We start from the raw sequence: 16,959 nt of genomic DNA on the forward strand, positions 1-16,959 counted from the left end.
GCGAAAACCGCGCTCCGGAGAGGATTAGTGCTCGCGGGTTTTACGGAACTGGACGTCAGGGTACCGTTCCTGCGTCAGGTTCAGGTTAACCATGGTCGGGGCGATATAAGTCAGGTTATCGCCACCATCCAGCGCCAGCTGAATTTCGTTCTTACGCTTAAACTCTTCGAATTTCTTCGCGTCGCTACATTCCACCCAGCGTGCGGTCGCGACGTTGACGGACTCGTAAATCGCCTCAACGTTGTATTCGCTCTTCAGGCGAGCAACAACCACATCAAACTGCAGCACACCCACCGCGCCAACGATCAGATCGTTATTGGCGATCGGACGGAACACCTGCACCGCCCCCTCTTCAGAGAGCTGAACCAGCCCTTTCAGCAGCTGTTTCTGCTTGAGCGGATCTTTCAGGCGAATGCGGCGGAACAGTTCCGGGGCGAAGTTCGGGATACCGGTGAACTTCATCATTTCACCCTGGGTGAAGGTATCGCCAATCTGAATGGTGCCGTGGTTATGCAGACCCAGGATATCGCCCGGATACGCTTCTTCCACGTGCGAACGGTCGCCGGCCATAAAGGTCAGCGCGTCGGAGATCATCACGTCCTTGCCGATACGCACCTGGCGCATCTTCATGCCTTTCTCGTATTTACCGGAAACCACGCGCATAAAGGCCACGCGGTCGCGGTGTTTCGGGTCCATGTTGGCCTGAATTTTAAACACGAAGCCGGTGAACTTATCTTCCGAGGCTTCCACCGTGCGGGTGTCGGTTTTACGCGGCATCGGCGCAGGCGCCCACTCCACTAAACCGTCCAGCATATGGTCAACGCCAAAGTTGCCCAGCGCGGTACCGAAGAATACCGGCGTAATTTCGCCCGCCAGGAACAGCTCTTTATCGAATTCGTTAGACGCGCCCTGCACCAGCTCCAGCTCATCGCGCAGCTGCTGCGCCAGATCTTCACCCACCGCGGCATCAAGCTCCGGGTTATCCAACCCTTTCACGATGCGTACTTCCTGGATGGTGTGGCCTTTACCGGTCTGATACAGGTAGGTTTCATCTTTATAAAGATGGTAAACGCCCTTGAACAGTTTGCCGCAGCCAATCGGCCAGGTGATCGGCGCGCAGCCGATTTTCAGCTCGTTTTCCACTTCATCCAGCAGCTCCATCGGGTCACGGATGTCGCGGTCAAGTTTGTTCATAAAAGTCAGGATCGGCGTATCGCGCAGACGGGTGACTTCCATCAGCTTACGGGTACGATCCTCGACGCCTTTCGCGGCATCGATAACCATCAGGCAGCAGTCAACCGCCGTCAGGGTACGGTAGGTATCTTCGGAGAAGTCTTCGTGCCCCGGGGTATCCAGCAGGTTAACCAGGCAGTCGTGATAGGGGAACTGCATCACGGACGTGGTGATGGAGATACCGCGCTGCTTTTCCATCTCCATCCAGTCAGATTTCGCATGCTGGCTGGAGCCGCGACCTTTTACCGTACCGGCAGTCTGAATAGCCTGTCCGAATAACAGAACCTTTTCAGTAATGGTCGTTTTACCGGCATCCGGGTGAGAAATAATGGCAAAAGTGCGGCGCTTAGCCACCTCCTGCAAATAAGGAGACAACGTCATAATTCAATCTTCTTAGTAAACGCGGCAACGCGCCGCGCATGTTGAATACGAAAAAATTGCGGCTATTTTACCCATCAATGGGGGGGAGGCAATCAGTGTTTACACAGGAGTTGCTCCAGTTCGCTTAAAGAGGTGACCGTCCAGTCCGGGCGGAGGTCCGCGGGCAGCTCGCGCTGATGGGGGTTGAACCAGCAGGTCGCCAGGCCGGCATTTACGCCACCGCGAATATCAGACTCAGCGGTATCGCCAACCATCAGCACCCGCGAACGATCGGGGTTGCCCGCCTGCGCCAGCGCATAGTCAAAAATACGCGCATCCGGCTTAGCCACCCCAACCTCTTCGGAGATAATCAACAAATCAAAGTGATCGCGTAAACCTGTACGTTCAAGACGCGTCTGCTGTAGCGAGGTAAAACCGTTGGTGATAATGCCCATTTTCACCTTCCCCTGCAGCGAATCGAGCAGCGATACGGCCCCCGGCAGCGGCGAACAGATCTCCGCCATCGCGTTCATAAATGCGGCGTTCAGCTCGCCGGGAGGGACGTTCAGGCGCTCCGCCCAACCGTCAAAGCGCTGATGCTGCAGCTGAAGCGAAGTAATGGCGCCGTTTTGATAATCCACCCACAGCGGCTTATTCACGGCCTGGTAGTCCTGAAAATCCTCTGCGGAGAACGTCACGCTATAGTCGAGAAACATCCGCTGTAGGCCGCTAAATGAGTCAAACGTAAATAACGTTTCATCGGCATCAAAGAAAATCCAGTCCCACTTCATCGTATCACCTTGTCTTACATACTGATTGGCAGTGCCATAATGATTGCGTCCTCACGTCCGTCGACCGTGGGGTAATAGTTGCGGCGAATCGTCGCCTCGTTAAAGCCTAAGCTTTCATAGAGCGCGATGGCGGCGACGTTAGACGCGCGCACCTCCAGCCACAGCGTGACGACGCCGCGTTTTTCGACCTCATCAATCACCTGTTCCAGCAGTTCCCTGCCCAGACCACGACGCTGAAAGGCAGGGTCGACGGCAATATTGAACAGCGTCGCCTCGTCGAGGATGATTTGCGTAATGGCAAAAGCCGCCATCACGCCGTCCACGGACAGTTGAAGATTCAGATAGCGCTCGCCCTGATTACTGGCAAACGTCTGTTCGCTCCACGGAAAAGCGTGGGCGCGCGTTTCAATTTGCCAGGCGCGGGGCAAATCAGCCGGGTTGAGGGTAGAAATCGTGTTCATGTGCGCAAATCTGTTGCCAGAGCGCCATGCGAGCAGGCGTGCTGGTCTGAAGTTCATCGAAAGCAGGCGTGGCGATCTGTGCGCCCGCCAGCGGTAGCGCCGCGTCGGTGCCCAGCCGCCAGCTATTACAGCGTGCGTCCTGAGGCAGCATCGCAACGCGCTCAGGCGTCAGCTGCATCACCTGCCCCGGCGTCAGGGCCAGCGCGCGCAGAATATCGCTGATAAGCGGTTCGCTCAGCGATGGCGGTTCTTCCGCTACCATCACCAGGCGAATGTGTCCAGGAAGCGAGATAGCGATTTCACCCTGTAACGCCCCAGGACGACGCAGCGACCACTGGGTAATACCCAGCTGCTGTAATTGCCAGTCTCGTCGGGATGTCATAGCGAAACACTCCTGTTAATCAAGCGCGCAATATAGCAAATCCGTCGTATCTGCGCCAACAAACTACGCGGCGCTCGAAGCGCGTCCCACCGCCAACAAAGAGGCAGCCTGAAAGATAACGTGTATAATCGGCGCCAGTCTCAATGAAGGAGTGTTTCATGTCCGCTTTTACCCCGGCAAGTGAAGTCTTGCTGCGCCACAGTGATGATTTCGAGTCCGCCCGCGTTCTGTTTGCCGGTGACCTGCAGGATGACCTGCCCGCACGTCTGGACACGGCTGCCAGCCGCGCCCATACCCAGCAGTTCCACCACTGGCAGGTACTGAGCCGCCAGATGGGCGAAAATGCCCGCTATAGCCTGGTCGCAGAGGCTGGCGATGTCGCCGATTGCGATACGCTGATCTACTACTGGCCAAAGAATAAACCGGAAGCGCAGTTTCAGCTGATGAACCTGCTTTCGCTGCTGCCGACCGGTGTTGATATTTTCGTGGTTGGCGAGAACCGCAGCGGCGTACGCAGCGCCGAGCAGATGCTGGCGGAGTATGCGCCGCTGAGCAAAATCGACAGCGCGCGCCGCTGTGGGCTGTATCACGGTCGTCTGGAGAAACAGCCCGCGTTCGATCCCGAACAGTACTGGGGCGAGTATCCGCTGGAAAATTTGACGATTAAAACGCTTCCCGGCGTCTTCAGCCGCGACGGGCTGGATATTGGTAGCCAGTTGCTGCTTTCCACGCTCACCCCGCATACCAAAGGTAAAGTTCTGGACGTCGGCTGCGGCGCTGGCGTGCTGGCAACCGTACTGGCCAGCCACTCGCCTAAAGTTCGCTTAACGTTATGCGACGTCAGCGCGCCGGCAGTAGAAGCCAGCCGCGCTACGCTCGCCGCTAACGGCATCGAAGGGGAAGTGTTCGCCAGCAACGTCTTCTCTGAAGTGAACGGCCGCTTCGACATGATTATCTCCAACCCGCCTTTCCACGATGGTCTGCAGACCAGCCTGGAGGCCGCGCAAACCCTGATCCGCGGCGCAGTTCGTCATCTCAACAGCGGCGGAGAGCTACGCATTGTCGCCAACGCCTTCCTGCCCTATCCGAACGTGCTGGATGAGATCTTCGGCTTCCATGAAGTGATTGCCCAAACGGGCCGCTTTAAGGTCTACCGAACGGTGATGACCCGTCAGGCGAAGAAATAACCCCATTTTTCGGCGCCAGCAGCCGCTGGTCGCCGATGTTTCCCCTACCTGACCGCCCATTTTTGCAACAATCAATCCAACTGATACAATTAACTATTGACGAATAGCTGAAAACCACTAGAATGCGCCTCCGTGGTAACGATACTTTCATAGTGTCGATGGTATGCGAAGGTGGCGGAATTGGTAGACGCGCTAGCTTCAGGTGTTAGTGTCCTTACGGACGTGGGGGTTCAAGTCCCCCCCCTCGCACCATAATCCACATTGATATTGCTCGCACTGGGCGAAGGTGGCGGAATTGGTAGACGCGCTAGCTTCAGGTGTTAGTGTTCTTACGGACGTGGGGGTTCAAGTCCCCCCCCTCGCACCAACGAGGCGATATCAAAAATTAAGAATACTGTGCGAAGGTGGCGGAATTGGTAGACGCGCTAGCTTCAGGTGTTAGTGTCCTTACGGACGTGGGGGTTCAAGTCCCCCCCCTCGCACCAATATTCTTAACTCCTTCTGTTTTATCCCATCAGCTTTATATTCATTACAATCAGCATCATTCCACTGACTAACGCCACGCATGACGGCAGCAAAACAAAATGTCGTAGCTGACGGTGCCAAATCATGATCGCTGACATGAGCATTCCCAGCGCCACCAATGCGCGCCAGGCATCGACCGACAAATCGGCAAACCCGAGTGCGGCAATCAGTACGCCAGGGATCACCGCGCCCCATCCACTCCCTAAAGTTCGCTGCAACATGTTTTTGCCTCTAATAGCGATAATGATAACCAATATCATATGATAATTTTTATCATTTGTCATGTCAGGGAAACGGGAAGTCTTTATTCTTTACGTTTGCGGTAATGACATACATTCATGAAGGTGATAAATTAAGCAAAAGAAATTATATATTAAATAATCTGATTATTTCGTAAAAACCTTATTTTGCGCACTGTTTTTTATTATTCACTTCAAACTAATATCACATTGAATTTTAACGATTAATAATGACAACTCCGACATGACTGCACAATCCTGGCGCTCCCATTACGAACAGAAATATCAGTATTCCTTACGGCTATTTTTACTGCTTAATTTAGTTTCATCCGTCTTATCCCTTGTCAGCCCGCTCTTTACCGTCATCACTTTTACATTACCCTGTTTTCTGATAGTTGCCTGCAGCACGGTTCTGCTGCTATGGCACTGTAAATTCTCTCAGCACAAAATAAATATTCCGATTATTTCTCTGATATTTGGCCTGCTTTGGGCATGGCACGTTGCGCTAAAAGCATTGATGATGGGTCCGCCGCATTTTAACTACCTGGTAATCGCCTTATTAAGCGTGTTATTTATTGGCACTATTGCTTTTTCCAGCAATATCATTGGCTTTACTTTGCACTCTATACCAACCTACTTTACCTGCCTGATTCTGGGCGGCGGAGAACAGTGGTTGCGCATGTCCTGGTGCTTCTTGTTGCCTATTGCGGGCATCACCCTGCAAAGCTTAATTCAGAAACGCAGCGATATATTCACCCAGGGACTTATGGATAAGCTGCTGGAGGAACGTAATACCCTTAACGATCTCAGTATGTTGGATCCGCTTACCGGTTTGTATAACCGTCGGGGTTTGCAAAATCGTCTCGACACCGTCCTCTCTCTGGACAGCGCCGGACATTACGTCCTGCTGCTGGATATTGACCATTTTAAAGCCTACAACGACCACTATGGGCATATGATGGGCGACCAGGCATTGATTCAGGTTTCCGCCGCCATTCGTAACGCTGTGCGCTCACGCGATATCGTAGCCCGCTTTGGCGGCGAAGAGTTCATGGTGCTGTTGACCAGCAGCAGCGCAGAAAATGCTCTTCAGGCCGCAGAGCGGATTCGTCAGCGGGTCTATGATCTGAAAATCCCGCATATGTTTAACGAAAGCGTCGCGACCAATGTGACTATCAGTGTCGGTATGACGCCGCTGGTGGATGCTGATATTGACAGCGCCCTGAAACGGGCGGATAACGCGCTCTACGAAGCCAAAAATATGGGAAGAAACGTCATTCTCGCCAGCTAATCCTTTACCGCGCGGCAGAAGTCGCCGCGCGGACAAATCGCTTGCCAAGCCGGGACCACGGCATTAGTATCAGAAATCATTATCATTTAGATTTGTATCTGGCACTCGATGGCTTACCGTTCACTCGCATTCAACACTGAGATCATCTGGCGGGCACCGCTCCCTTCGGCTGACCGTGAACTGGCAAATTCAATACGCGACAAAATTACCGTGTTACGCCCCCATCTGCTGGATTTTCTCCGTCTGAATGAAGAAGCCCCTCCCCATGCGCTAACCCTGGCTGAATGGTCACAACCCTCGACGCTGAGTTCGTTCATCGCGACCTGGTCCGACCATATTTATCGTCACCAGCCCAGTCAACCCCGTGAGCAAAAACCGCTGCTGTCCCTCTGGGCGCAATGGTACATCGGTTTACTGGTGCCCCCTTTAATGTTGGCGCTGTTGAGCGAAGATCGCGCCATTAGCCTGGCGCCGGAACATGTGCGCGTCGAGTTTCATGAGTCAGGCCGCGCCGCCTGTTTCTGGATTGATATTCATTCAGCAGGTACTTCCCCGACAGAGCCCGCGCAGTCCCGGATAGAAAAGCTGGTCATCACGGCTTTACAACCCGTCGTGCAGGCGCTTGAAGCCACCGGCGATATTAATGGCAAGCTTATCTGGAACAATACTGGCTACCTGATTAACTGGTATCTGGGAGAAATGAAAACATTGCTGGGAGATGAAAAAGTGGCCGCTCTACGCCAGCACTGCTTCTTCGAAAAACAGCTATCCAACGGCGAAGATAACCCGCTGTGGCGAACCGTGGTTTTACGTGAAGGGCAGCTGGTGCGCCGCACCTGCTGCCAGCGCTATCGCCTGCCGGATGTGCAGCAGTGCGGGGACTGCACGCTGAAATGATCTTTTGATAACGTCAACGGGCGGCTATTTCAGCCGCCCGTTTGCTTTTATGCCGTCTGCTGGCTCTCTTCCGCGATGCGCTGCGCCTCTTCGGCCTCTTGCGCTAACAGCTGTTTCTCATAAACCTTGAAGAACGGGAAGTAGATAATCGCGGAAACGCACGCGAGGACAACCACCAGAATCGCCGCCCGAAAATCCCAACCCAGCGCCCATGCGCCGCCAATCGGTGCCGGGGCGGTCCACGGCACAACCGAAATCACCCGGCCAATGAGATCCATCTTCATGGCGGCCCAGGCCAGCACGGCATTGACCATCGGCGCCAGCAGGAAGGGAATAAAGAACACCGGGTTCATCACGATAGGCGTGCCAAAAATGACCGGCTCGTTGATGTTAAACAGGCTTGGCACCACGCTCAGGCGGCCAATTGACCGCAGATGCGCGGAGCGGCTACGCAGATAGCAGAACACAAGCCCCATCGTCGCTCCAGAACCGCCAATCACAATAAAGAATGTCCAGAACGCTTCCATAAAGATATGCGGCAGTGGAGCACCCTGCGCCAGAGCCTGCTGGTTCATGCCGAGGTTAGTGAGCCAGAACATCTGCAGCATGCCAGAAACAATAGCCGCACCGTGGATACCCGCAAACCACAGCAGGTGGCCCACCAGGACCGCCAGTAAAATTGCGGGCAGCGAGTCGGCTGCGGAAACCAGCGGTTTAAAGATAGCCATAATGGCCTGAGGGATCAGCATATCAAAATGATGCTGAATAAGCAGGCTCAGGGGATACAGCGTCAGGACAACAACCAGTACCGGGATCAGCAGATCAAACGAGTTTTTGATCATCGGCGGCACCTGATCCGGCAGGCGAATACCAATATTATGCGCTTTCAGGAAACGCATCATTTCAACGCAATAGACCGCCACAAGAATCGCCGTAAATATCCCGGTTCCTCCCAGGCTATCTACCGGCAGGTTGCCGTTCGTTTTTGGCGCCGCCACCAGCAGGAAGGCCATAATCGACAGCATGGCGCACATAAAGGGGTCGAGCTGATTGGTTTTTTCGTAATGCTTACCGAGGTTATAGGCGATCGCGGCGCAAATATAGATCGACATAATACCCATCGTCATATCGAACGGCGTCAGAATTCGCCCTTCAAACTCTTTTGCCAGATCCAGCCAGGCGCGGGCAAATCCCCATGTGGTATCCGGTGAAAACGGCGGATAAGCGAATACCAGTAGAAAAGAGCCGACAATCATAAACGGCATGGCGGAGATAAAACCGTCGCGGATAGCCATCACGTGGCGCTGAGACGAGATGCGCCCGGCGACAGGGCTGATGTAATTTTCTACGAAGCGAAATATCAGATTAAATGCAGCATGGTTAGCAGACATAGCAGCCCTCCTGACAGGCTAGATGAACAGGCCCAACAACGATTATCTTGCCGCTGTGATGAATCCGCTTCTGCGAGTGAGCGACCAGATTTGATAGCCCGCAGGCTTTAGTGCTCAGGTACGTTCGATTCATCTTCGGCTCTTTTGTTATAGGTGACGCAGGGAAGTTACCTTGTCAGTATTCATGTCTCTATGAATAACCGCAACCGGTTACAGTAACCGGTTGCGGCGAATGTGAAGGAGATCCAGAAATTAGAAAGAATCTTGATTATCAACGAGAGATATTTACACTTTGCGAAGCTTGTGACAGATTTTTAACAAGCCTTAATCAGGAGATTCCAATGAGTCTGCAGTCCGTGCGGCAGTTTTTTGCTGACCACGCCCCCGATATCGAAATCATCGAACTTACTCAGAGCACGGCCACGGTAACATTAGCCGCAGCGGCGCATAACGTTGAACCCGGGCAAATAGCCAAGACCCTGTCTTTAAAAATAAAAGACAGGGTTGTGCTCGTTGTCGCAAAAGGCGATGCGCGCCTGGATAATAAAAAACTAAAGGAAGCCTTCGGCGCCAAAGCGCGCATGCTCAGCAGCGATGAGGTCATTACGCTAACGGGACACCCTATTGGCGGCGTCTGCCCCTTTGGCCTGGAAGTTCCGCTGGCGGTGTACTGCGATATTTCACTGAGGCAGTACCCGGAAGTGCTGCCAGCAGCAGGATCAATTCATAGCGCCGTTCGCATTTCACCCGAGCGGATGGCGCAGTTGACTGATGCTAAGTGGATTGATGTTTGTCTTTAATAGATCGTTGGCACTACTGAGCAAGGCGCATAACTCTGGCATCGTCATTATTCGCCGACAGGCGCATTAAAATGTCTGCCGCGCTCAGTAGTCCCATATCAGAACTGACGCCAAGCTTGGTCATGGCATTGAACTTATGGGCCCGAATCGTTTTAATATTTCTTTCCAGCTGTGTCGCTATTTCAGGTAAAGAGTAGCCATAAGACATATATCGTAGGATGGTATGCTCCGTTGGGCTCAAAATTTGGCCAGAAATGCTCTGCTTTTGACATACCGAGCCCTCATTGGTCTGATAGCTATGATCGAGAAGCTGAAGCAAATATTCCTGCAGCTGGATCCGACAGGCAGATTTATTCAGAATGCCGTGTAAGCGGGAGGGCGTCAGATGGCTAACCAAACGCATTTCCGCTTCATCATTCGCTAAGACAATTCTTTGCATTTCTGGGCAATAACGCGCGATCTCATGGAGAAAGAGCAAGCTTTCAAGACGGGACCTGCGATTACCTGAAAGTGAAAAAATAATCGCAGAAAAATCTTTAGACTGAAACTCTCGTTTTAATGCTTTAGTATCTTGAAAGAATTGAATACGATAATTCTTACCACTTTCATTAATTAAGATGTGGCGAAGAGCTACTTCCGTCATCGCACATTTCTCTACGATAGCGATATATCGTGTTGTGAAGTCTTTTTCCATTCCGTTTGATCTCCATAGGCTGAATAAATATTCAGCTCCTTCATTCCCTGTGCACTATTAATCCAGGCATACATCTCTGCATTACTACGTAGAGATAAGCGGCGCATAGCACTATTTTTCTGCGCACTTATGGTTTTATTGCTCTTCTTCAATAAAGCAGCAATTTGATTAATTCCCCATCCTTTTGCAAGAAGCCTCAATACTTTACGCTCGGAAAGAGTCAAAATGACCATTTTTTGCTGTTCTTCACCGATGCGTTCGACTTCAGGGGAGAACAACGTCTGGCTAATACGTTCGGCGGCAAGACCACCAGCGCGAACTACTTCGATAAGGCGTTTTACCGGTTCGCTGTCTGAAATTAACGTACTTTCAGGACGCATTAATAATTGAACGGCTAACGGAAAACAGGTGTTTCCTACCATAAAGACCCAGTGTATATCCCTGTATTGGGTCATTAAAGAGTAGTAGTGTTCACAAATGTTTCTAGGATGCTCTATTTCACCGGACAAGTCAGCGATAACCAGCACTGCGCGACGCAATTGCAGCAGGGTTAGCTCATCCTGAGAACGACAAAAATTCAATTCATAATCAGGGAGATGCTCCCCCGCGATGGCCTTCAAACCGGACTGCATCACCGGTATTCTGCTGATAATAATGCCGAACTTACCCTGTCCTGGTAACATAAACCCTCCGCTTCCTGTCGAAGACTCACCGCCGGCGCAAAAACAATCGGATGAATAATTTAATAACCATCATAATTATTTTGCCAAAATGAATCTTTATCGTCCCTGGCGGGTACGCTATATCGTACCCTAAAACCAACTTATATAGTGAGGAGTAACATATTGCTGTTATCCATGCCAATGATTAACATTAACACAGGTAGTTGTCATCAATAAATTAGAAATGGTTAACATCGTCGTTAGATACGCTAACTTAAGATAAATTAAATAAAGATTTCTTTATTTAATTTTTTTCCTAAATGCTTTTGGGGATTCGCCGCTATAGCGACGAAAGAAACGAGAAAAATAGGCAGCATCATTAAACCCCAAGTAATCAGAAAGTTGCGCAATAGTCATGCTGGTATACAACAGGTTGCGACGCGCCTCAAGCATCACCCTTTGATGTAAAACTCCCAGCGCGCTGCAGCCATAAAATTCATGACACAAATAATTTAAATGGGTCGCGGACACACCCACCCGCCTGGCATATTCGGCTAAGGGCAGATGTTCGCGATAATGGCTTTCAATGAGACGAGAGAAATGGCGCATCACGCTACGCTTACGTTCCGCTTTGTCCTCCGCTATCGGTTGTGGGCGATATTGCCGATTCAGCCAGACCAGCAGCGCTCCCAGCAGCGAATGCAGCATCATTTCGCGCGCATCATACTCCTCACGGTACTCTTCTCGCAAAGCGGTAAACAGCGCCCGAATATGGCCCCGAGAGGCTTTTACCGGCACACACTGCGGCTGGCCGAGGAGATCCAACTGGCGGCCAAACTGATTCTCAACCCTCCTGAGCAGGGGTAATGCCAGGGATAAAACGTATCCTTCCGTGCCCGGCGAAAATCGAAATCCATGAATACAAAGCGCCGGAACAACCTGAATACAGGATTCCACCATCACGGTCGTTGTTCCTTCGATTTCAATTTCCGCCCGCCCTTTATGCAGGTACAACAGCTGCACCAGCTCAGCATGCTGATGCACGCGGATATGCCATTCATAAAGATGGCTGCGCTGGAGTATCGACTCACAGTGCAGAAGTTCGGGCGTTGGCCAGCCCTGCTCTTCGCCATACAGTTTGAAAACGGGAATGGTGCTCACTGCCTGCATCACGCCTCCGGATATTTTTGGTGTTACGCCACGCGCTCCATCGGCAGACCAACATAGTTTTCAGCGATAGTGGTTAAGCCGGCGCGTGATTGCAGATAATAACGACGATCCGCCGCCTGCATTTTTCTATCGAACTCGCTTTGCTGCGGAAAATCATGCAGCAGACGCGTCATAAACCAGCTGAAACGCTCCCCCTTCCACACCCGATCCAACGCCAAACGCGAGTAGCTGGCTAAGAGGTCAACGCGGCCATGGTGATAATACTCGCGCAGGATCCGCCATAAATAGTTCACGTCGGACGCTGCGAGATTCAACCCTTTTGCCCCGGTTGGCGGTACGATATGCGCCGCATCTCCCACCAGAAATAGCTTCCCGTACTGCATCGGCTCCACCACATAGCTGCGCAGCGGCGCGATGCTCTTCTCCAGTGAGTGACCCGTCACTAACTTGCCGGATAACTCATCAGGGAGACGCCGTTTAAGTTCATTCCAAAAGCGCTCATCAGACCAGGCCTCCACCTTTTCGCTAAGCGGTACCTGCAGATAATAGCGACTTCTGGTTAGTGAGCGCTGACTACACAGCACAAACCCGCGTTCGTGGTGAGCGTAAATAAGCTCCGGATTTACCGGCGGCGTGTCGGCAAGCAGTCCCAGCCAGCCAAACGGCCAGACGCTCTCGTACTCTTTCAGAACCCCTGCCGGAATACTCTGCCGGGACACGCCGTGAAAGCCGTCGCAACCGGCGATAAAGTCGCACTCCAGGAGGAGGTTTTCTCCGTTACAGGTAAAAGAGACCGATGGTCTATCGCTTTTGGCATCATTAATTGTGACGTCGCTAACGCCATAAATCGTCGGGGCGCCACATTCCGCCCGCGCCGCCATTAAATCCCGCGTCACCTCAGTCTGGCCGTATACCATCACGCTTTTGCCTTCCGTCAACTCCGTCAGCGCAACCGGTACGCGCTTGCCTTCAAACAGAAACTCGACCCCATGATGGATCAGGCCTTCAGCATCCATTCGCCGGGCCGCCCCGGCTTCGCGCAGCAGCTCTACCGTTCCGCTTTCCAGAATGCCCGCACGGATCCTCCCCAGCACATACTCGGGCGTCTGTCGCTCAAGGATCACGGTCTGAATCCCGGCGTTATGTAAGAGCTGCCCCAACAGGAGTCCGGACGGACCCGCGCCGATAATCGCCACTTGTGTTTTCATAGGATCGCCTCAGCAAGGTTAATTATTTGTTTGTTTTTTGTTTATTAAAAGTTTGAATTTGCATTTTTGATAAGTCTGCCGGGAAAAAGAAGGGAGAAAATGGCGCAAAAATTGTACTTTTCACCAATCTTGCGGAAGTGTGGCTGAGTTCAAATTTTCACAGAGCCCGCAGAGCGGGTGTTTTTTTACACATTGTTTGATCCTGACCGCTCAGAGAAAGCACGACTTCAGGTAAAAGTATCGCCAGACACTACGGCATCGGGCATCACGGACAGCAGGTATTTATGCAAGCAGATCGGGCAACCCAGCGCGCAATCACGCGCTTGTGCATTCAATGTGGTCTTTTCTTATTACAGCATGGCGCGGAAAGCGCGCTGGTTGAGGAGCTTTCAACTCGTCTGGGCCTGGCGTTGGGGATGGATAGCGTTGAAAGCGCCATCTCTTCCAATGCAATTGTGCTCACAACCATCAAAGATGGCGAATGCCTGACTTCAACGCGAAAAAACACCGATCGCGGCATCAACATGCACGTCGTCACGGAAGTTCAGCATATTGTGATTATGGCAGAGCATAAACTGCTGGATTATAAGGATGTCGAAAAACGATTCGCGCAAATTAAACCGCTGCGCTACCCACGCTGGCTACTGGTATTAATGGTCGGCCTCTCCTGCGCCTGCTTTTGCAAACTTAACAACGGCGGCTGGGATGGCGCGCTGGTCACCTTCTGCGCCAGTACGATAGCCATGTATATTCGTCAGGTACTCACCCATCGCTCTATGCATCCGCAAATCAATTTCTGCCTCACCGCCTTCGTCGCAACGACCATCTCCGGACTGATGCTGCGCCTGCCCGCTTTCGCCAGCACGCCGACGATAGCGATGGCCGCCAGCGTACTGCTGCTGGTACCCGGCTTTCCGCTGATCAACGCCGTTGCCGACATGTTTAAAGGGCATATCAATACCGGCCTGGCGCGCTGGGCCATTGCCAGTCTGCTCACGCTCGCCACCTGTATTGGCGTGGTGATGGCGATGACGATGTGGGGGCTACGCGGATGGGCATAATTATGTATCTCTACGCGCTGGCGCAGGATATGGCTCTGGCAGCCATCCCCGCCGTTGGGTTCGCCATGGTATTCAACGTCCCACAGCGAGCGCTGCGCTGGTGCGCGCTGCTGGGGGCTATCGGCCACGGCTCGCGCATGGTCATGATGACGGCAGGTTTTAATATCGAGTGGGCAACGTTCATGGCCGCCCTGCTGGTTGGCAGCATTGGGATCCAGTGGTCCCGTTGGTATCTGGCGCACCCGAAGATTTTCACCGTAGCGGCGGTGATCCCGATGTTCCCCGGTATCTCTGCCTATACCGCGATGATTTCAGCGGTCAAAATCAGCCATTTCGGCTACTCGGAAGAGATGATGATTATGCTGCTGAGTAACTTTCTCAAGGCTTCATCCATCGTTGGCGCATTATCGATCGGTCTTTCTATCCCGGGGCTTTGGCTGTATCGCAAGCGTCCGCGCGTTTAATTCACCGCGCCGCCGGGTTACCTGCGGCGCTCCTTCCTGAGCGACCTCTATGCTACTATGTGTGCAGCTACCCCTCTCCTTTTAGTTGTTCAGAGTTGAGATTGATTTATGTCTTCACGAATATTAACTACCGATTTTAGCGGTCTGGATGACTTCATGCAGGATCACGCAGCGGTACTGGCAAAATCGGCCAGCGGCGCCGTCGCCGTATTTACCAACAATGCCCCCGCCTTCTATGCGCTGACGCCGGAGCGTCTGGCGCAGCTGCTGGAGCTGGAAGCCAAACTGGCGCGCCCCAATAGCGATATCGCCCTCGACGCGCAGTTTTTTGACGAGCCGACGGCGGTTCCCGTTGCAGTACCGATGGGCAAATTCCCGATGTACACTGACTGGCAGCCGGATGCCGATTTTCAGCGTCTGGCCGCGCTGTGGGGCATCGCCCTAAGCCAGCCCGTTACGCCGGAAGAGCTGGCCGCATTTGTCGCCTACTGGCAGGCGGAAGGTAAAGTCTTTCATCATGTCCAGTGGCAGCAGAAGCTAGCGCGCAGCGTACAGATTGGCCGGGCCAGCAACGGCGGCCAGCCGCGGCGTGACGTCAACGCGATTAGCGAACCCGAAAATCATATTCCACGAGGATTCCGCGGATGAGCATGAAAAATGTCGGCGATTTAATGAAGCGCCTGCAAAAGATGATGCCAGCCCATGTCGAACCCGCGTTTAAGACAGGTGAGGAGCTGCTGGCATGGCAAAAAGAACAGGGCAAGCTGCGGTCTGAAGCGCTGGAACGCGAAAACCGCGCCATGAAAATGCAGCGTACCTTTAACCGTTCCGGTATCCGACCGCTGCACCAGAACTGCTCGCTGGATAACTACCGGGTTGAGTGTGAAGGCCAGATGATTGCGCTTTCCCGAGCGCGCCAGTACGTCGAGGAGTTCGACGGCAATATCGCCAGCTTTATCTTTTCCGGCAAACCGGGCACCGGAAAAAACCACCTCGCCGCCGCTATCTGCAACGAACTGCTGCTGCGGGGCAAGTCGGTGTTGATTATTACCGTCGCCGATATCATGTCAGCGATGAAAGATACCTTCGGCAACCGGGAAACCAGCGAAGAGCAGCTTCTCACCGACCTGAGCAAAGTCGACCTGCTGGTGATTGACGAAATCGGGATGCAAACGGAATCACGCTACGAAAAGGTTATCATTAACCAGATCGTCGATCGTCGCTCTTCGTCAAAACGTCCCACCGGTATGCTGACTAACAGCACCATGGACGAGATGAACAAGCTTCTTGGCGAGCGCGTCATGGACCGCATGCGGCTGGGCAATAGCCTGTGGGTCAACTTCAACTGGGACAGCTACCGCGATCGCGTGACCGGCAAAGAGTATTAAGATATTTCTGAACACTGCCGGCGTTATAATCAGGACATTGTTCAGTCACGGCGAAGAGTATGTCTATGAAATCTGTAAAAACGTTATTCCGCACGGCGATGGTGGCCAGCGCTTTATTGACCTTCGGCGCTCACGCCACCTCCTGGCAGGACTCTCTCTCCAGCGCTGCGAACCAGCTCAGCAGCCAGAGCGGTAGCCAGCAAAGCGGCGGCATGTCCCTCTCTTCGCTGACCGGTTTGCTCAACGGCGGCAGTCAGTCGTTGACTTCCAGCAGCATGAATAATGCCGCCGGGATTATGTCTTATTGCGCGAAACAGAAACTGACGTCGGTAACCAATACCGAAAACATTAAAAACCAGGTTCTGGATAAGCTGGGTCTCAGCGCGCCGGAAAAACAAAAAGAAGACACCAATTATCTTGATGGCCTTCAGGGCTTGCTGAGTAGCAAAGACGGTCAGCAGCTGAATCTGAATAGCCTCGGCAGTAGCCCGCTGGCAGAAAAAGTGAAAACCAAAGCCTGCGACCTGGTATTAAAACAGGGCGTTAGCTTCCTCTCCTGATCCTGGCCGCATAATGCCGCGTTTGGCGCTTTACCCTGGCCAGCGCGGCCGCAACCTCTGTTTTTTAACATCTCTCCTTCTGAACCCCTGGCAGACAAGATGTGAAGCGGGTCAAAAATGGCGATTTCTAAACCAATTCTGAACCACAGCACAAATTCATGACGATACAATTGCGGCAATATTGCGCTGCAATTA

At 52.7% G+C, this 16,959-nt stretch carries 19 protein-coding genes, 3 tRNA genes and 1 pseudogene; 13 read left to right on the forward strand and 10 right to left on the reverse strand.

Annotated elements, in window-relative coordinates; translation table 11 throughout:
* Nucleotides 1–24: 24 nt before the first annotated feature.
* The 4 genes from prfC to EGY08_RS11045 all read right to left on the reverse strand — a co-directional run bounded on the left by prfC (nt 25) and on the right by EGY08_RS11045 (nt 3,227).
* Entirely contained in the window at nt 25–1,614 is a 1,590-nt protein-coding gene (gene prfC, locus EGY08_RS11030) for a peptide chain release factor 3 (protein ID WP_087828598.1), read from the reverse strand.
* A gap of 92 nt (nt 1,615–1,706) precedes the next feature.
* Nucleotides 1,707–2,384, reverse strand: a complete 678-nt coding sequence (yjjG, locus tag EGY08_RS11035; RefSeq protein ID WP_004128688.1) for a pyrimidine 5'-nucleotidase — start codon at nt 2,382–2,384, stop codon at nt 1,707–1,709.
* A gap of 14 nt (nt 2,385–2,398) precedes the next feature.
* Nucleotides 2,399–2,845, reverse strand: coding sequence for a ribosomal protein S18-alanine N-acetyltransferase (rimI, locus tag EGY08_RS11040; protein ID WP_004128686.1), 447 nt, complete (start codon nt 2,843–2,845; stop codon nt 2,399–2,401).
* Nucleotides 2,814–3,227, reverse strand: a complete 414-nt coding sequence (locus EGY08_RS11045) for a DNA polymerase III subunit psi (protein WP_004128684.1) — start codon at nt 3,225–3,227, stop codon at nt 2,814–2,816. The genes rimI and EGY08_RS11045 overlap by 32 nt, the downstream gene beginning before the upstream one ends.
* A 158-nt stretch (nt 3,228–3,385) precedes the next feature.
* On the opposite strand from EGY08_RS11045, the gene rsmC reads away from it, so the two are divergent.
* The 4 genes from rsmC to EGY08_RS11065 all read left to right on the forward strand — a co-directional run bounded on the left by rsmC (nt 3,386) and on the right by EGY08_RS11065 (nt 4,899).
* The gene (gene rsmC / locus EGY08_RS11050) at nt 3,386–4,414 is read left to right on the forward strand and encodes a 16S rRNA (guanine(1207)-N(2))-methyltransferase RsmC (RefSeq protein ID WP_049114002.1); all 1,029 of its coding nucleotides are present in this window, start codon (nt 3,386–3,388) and stop codon (nt 4,412–4,414) included.
* A gap of 165 nt (nt 4,415–4,579) precedes the next feature.
* Nucleotides 4,580–4,666: transfer RNA gene (locus EGY08_RS11055), tRNA-Leu, on the forward strand.
* Between the two features lie 28 nt (nt 4,667–4,694).
* A tRNA-Leu gene (locus tag EGY08_RS11060) sits at nt 4,695–4,781 on the forward strand.
* A 31-nt stretch (nt 4,782–4,812) separates the two neighbouring features.
* Nucleotides 4,813–4,899 (forward strand) — tRNA-Leu (locus EGY08_RS11065).
* A gap of 21 nt (nt 4,900–4,920) precedes the next feature.
* On the opposite strand, the gene EGY08_RS11070 is transcribed toward EGY08_RS11065, so the two are convergent.
* Nucleotides 4,921–5,160: a DUF1435 domain-containing protein gene (locus EGY08_RS11070; RefSeq protein ID WP_004128679.1), complete on the reverse strand. Its 240-nt coding sequence runs from the start codon at nt 5,158–5,160 to the stop codon at nt 4,921–4,923.
* Nucleotides 5,161–5,264: 104 nt separating this feature from the next.
* Between EGY08_RS11070 and EGY08_RS31420 the strand changes: the two are divergent.
* From EGY08_RS31420 to fhuF, 3 genes and pseudogenes are all read left to right on the forward strand, one after another.
* Nucleotides 5,265–5,330 (forward strand): annotated as a pseudogene (locus EGY08_RS31420) (hypothetical protein); the annotation flags it as partial.
* A gap of 92 nt (nt 5,331–5,422) precedes the next feature.
* Nucleotides 5,423–6,469, forward strand: coding sequence for a GGDEF domain-containing protein (locus EGY08_RS11075; protein ID WP_004128677.1), 1,047 nt, complete (start codon nt 5,423–5,425; stop codon nt 6,467–6,469).
* Between the two features lie 108 nt (nt 6,470–6,577).
* Nucleotides 6,578–7,366: a siderophore-iron reductase FhuF gene (gene fhuF / locus EGY08_RS11080; protein ID WP_004128675.1), complete on the forward strand. Its 789-nt coding sequence runs from the start codon at nt 6,578–6,580 to the stop codon at nt 7,364–7,366.
* A 47-nt stretch (nt 7,367–7,413) separates the two neighbouring features.
* Here the strand turns inward: fhuF and EGY08_RS11085 are convergent, their stop codons facing one another.
* Nucleotides 7,414–8,757 (reverse strand): PTS cellobiose transporter subunit IIC, encoded by a 1,344-nt coding sequence (locus EGY08_RS11085; protein WP_004128673.1) that lies wholly within the window; start codon nt 8,755–8,757, stop codon nt 7,414–7,416.
* 341 nt (nt 8,758–9,098) lie between these two features.
* On the opposite strand from EGY08_RS11085, the gene EGY08_RS11090 reads away from it, so the two are divergent.
* Entirely contained in the window at nt 9,099–9,557 is a 459-nt protein-coding gene (locus tag EGY08_RS11090; RefSeq protein WP_123828484.1) for a YbaK/EbsC family protein, read from the forward strand.
* 13 nt (nt 9,558–9,570) lie between these two features.
* Here EGY08_RS11090 and bglJ read toward each other — a convergent pair whose 3' ends face one another.
* From bglJ to pobA, 4 genes are all read right to left on the reverse strand, one after another.
* The gene (gene bglJ, locus EGY08_RS11095; RefSeq protein ID WP_004128669.1) at nt 9,571–10,251 is read right to left on the reverse strand and encodes a DNA-binding transcriptional activator BglJ; all 681 of its coding nucleotides are present in this window, start codon (nt 10,249–10,251) and stop codon (nt 9,571–9,573) included.
* Entirely contained in the window at nt 10,212–10,934 is a 723-nt protein-coding gene (locus EGY08_RS11100) for a helix-turn-helix transcriptional regulator (protein ID WP_123828485.1), read from the reverse strand. The genes bglJ and EGY08_RS11100 overlap by 40 nt, the downstream gene beginning before the upstream one ends.
* Nucleotides 10,935–11,213: 279 nt before the next feature.
* Complete coding sequence (locus EGY08_RS11105; RefSeq protein ID WP_004128665.1) at nt 11,214–12,083, reverse strand: helix-turn-helix domain-containing protein; 870 nt, start codon at nt 12,081–12,083, stop codon at nt 11,214–11,216.
* A 23-nt stretch (nt 12,084–12,106) separates the two neighbouring features.
* On the reverse strand, nt 12,107–13,291 hold the full coding sequence (gene pobA / locus EGY08_RS11110) for a 4-hydroxybenzoate 3-monooxygenase (protein WP_004128662.1): 1,185 nt from the start codon (nt 13,289–13,291) through the stop codon (nt 12,107–12,109).
* Nucleotides 13,292–13,575: 284 nt separating this feature from the next.
* Between pobA and EGY08_RS11115 the strand changes: the two genes are divergently transcribed.
* The 5 genes from EGY08_RS11115 to EGY08_RS11135 all read left to right on the forward strand — a co-directional run bounded on the left by EGY08_RS11115 (nt 13,576) and on the right by EGY08_RS11135 (nt 16,764).
* Entirely contained in the window at nt 13,576–14,352 is a 777-nt protein-coding gene (locus EGY08_RS11115) for a threonine/serine ThrE exporter family protein (RefSeq protein WP_004128660.1), read from the forward strand.
* Entirely contained in the window at nt 14,343–14,816 is a 474-nt protein-coding gene (locus tag EGY08_RS11120) for a threonine/serine exporter (RefSeq protein ID WP_004134228.1), read from the forward strand. The genes EGY08_RS11115 and EGY08_RS11120 overlap by 10 nt, the downstream gene beginning before the upstream one ends.
* A 108-nt stretch (nt 14,817–14,924) precedes the next feature.
* Complete coding sequence (dnaT, locus tag EGY08_RS11125; protein WP_049113888.1) at nt 14,925–15,464, forward strand: primosomal protein DnaT; 540 nt, start codon at nt 14,925–14,927, stop codon at nt 15,462–15,464.
* A 2-nt stretch (nt 15,465–15,466) separates the two neighbouring features.
* Nucleotides 15,467–16,204 carry a DNA replication protein DnaC gene (gene dnaC, locus EGY08_RS11130; protein WP_014227813.1) on the forward strand — a complete coding sequence of 246 codons (738 nt, stop codon included), beginning with the start codon at nt 15,467–15,469 and terminating at the stop codon, nt 16,202–16,204.
* Nucleotides 16,205–16,269: 65 nt separating this feature from the next.
* A complete protein-coding gene (locus EGY08_RS11135; RefSeq protein ID WP_004128652.1) occupies nt 16,270–16,764 on the forward strand; it encodes a DUF2501 domain-containing protein in 495 nt (164 codons plus the stop codon).
* Nucleotides 16,765–16,959 lie beyond the last annotated feature (195 nt).

The organism is Klebsiella sp. FDAARGOS_511, assembly GCF_003812845.1.
Classification (GTDB): domain Bacteria; phylum Pseudomonadota; class Gammaproteobacteria; order Enterobacterales; family Enterobacteriaceae; genus Klebsiella; species Klebsiella grimontii.

Excerpts from the sequence above, each read along its gene's own strand:
- prfC (WP_087828598.1), bottom strand. The coding sequence starts at position 1,614 with ATGACGTTGTCTCCTTATTTGCAGGAGGTGGCTAAGCGCCGCACTTTT.
- yjjG (WP_004128688.1), bottom strand. The coding sequence starts at position 2,384 with ATGAAGTGGGACTGGATTTTCTTTGATGCCGATGAAACGTTATTTACG.
- rimI (WP_004128686.1), bottom strand. The coding sequence starts at position 2,845 with ATGAACACGATTTCTACCCTCAACCCGGCTGATTTGCCCCGCGCCTGG.
- EGY08_RS11045 (WP_004128684.1), bottom strand. The coding sequence starts at position 3,227 with ATGACATCCCGACGAGACTGGCAATTACAGCAGCTGGGTATTACCCAG.
- rsmC (WP_049114002.1), top strand. The coding sequence starts at position 3,386 with ATGTCCGCTTTTACCCCGGCAAGTGAAGTCTTGCTGCGCCACAGTGAT.
- EGY08_RS11070 (WP_004128679.1), bottom strand. The coding sequence starts at position 5,160 with ATGTTGCAGCGAACTTTAGGGAGTGGATGGGGCGCGGTGATCCCTGGC.
- EGY08_RS11075 (WP_004128677.1), top strand. The coding sequence starts at position 5,423 with ATGACTGCACAATCCTGGCGCTCCCATTACGAACAGAAATATCAGTAT.
- fhuF (WP_004128675.1), top strand. The coding sequence starts at position 6,578 with ATGGCTTACCGTTCACTCGCATTCAACACTGAGATCATCTGGCGGGCA.
- EGY08_RS11085 (WP_004128673.1), bottom strand. The coding sequence starts at position 8,757 with ATGTCTGCTAACCATGCTGCATTTAATCTGATATTTCGCTTCGTAGAA.
- EGY08_RS11090 (WP_123828484.1), top strand. The coding sequence starts at position 9,099 with ATGAGTCTGCAGTCCGTGCGGCAGTTTTTTGCTGACCACGCCCCCGAT.
- bglJ (WP_004128669.1), bottom strand. The coding sequence starts at position 10,251 with ATGGAAAAAGACTTCACAACACGATATATCGCTATCGTAGAGAAATGT.
- EGY08_RS11100 (WP_123828485.1), bottom strand. The coding sequence starts at position 10,934 with ATGTTACCAGGACAGGGTAAGTTCGGCATTATTATCAGCAGAATACCG.
- EGY08_RS11105 (WP_004128665.1), bottom strand. The coding sequence starts at position 12,083 with ATGCAGGCAGTGAGCACCATTCCCGTTTTCAAACTGTATGGCGAAGAG.
- pobA (WP_004128662.1), bottom strand. The coding sequence starts at position 13,291 with ATGAAAACACAAGTGGCGATTATCGGCGCGGGTCCGTCCGGACTCCTG.
- EGY08_RS11115 (WP_004128660.1), top strand. The coding sequence starts at position 13,576 with ATGCAAGCAGATCGGGCAACCCAGCGCGCAATCACGCGCTTGTGCATT.
- EGY08_RS11120 (WP_004134228.1), top strand. The coding sequence starts at position 14,343 with ATGGGCATAATTATGTATCTCTACGCGCTGGCGCAGGATATGGCTCTG.
- dnaT (WP_049113888.1), top strand. The coding sequence starts at position 14,925 with ATGTCTTCACGAATATTAACTACCGATTTTAGCGGTCTGGATGACTTC.
- dnaC (WP_014227813.1), top strand. The coding sequence starts at position 15,467 with ATGAAAAATGTCGGCGATTTAATGAAGCGCCTGCAAAAGATGATGCCA.
- EGY08_RS11135 (WP_004128652.1), top strand. The coding sequence starts at position 16,270 with ATGAAATCTGTAAAAACGTTATTCCGCACGGCGATGGTGGCCAGCGCT.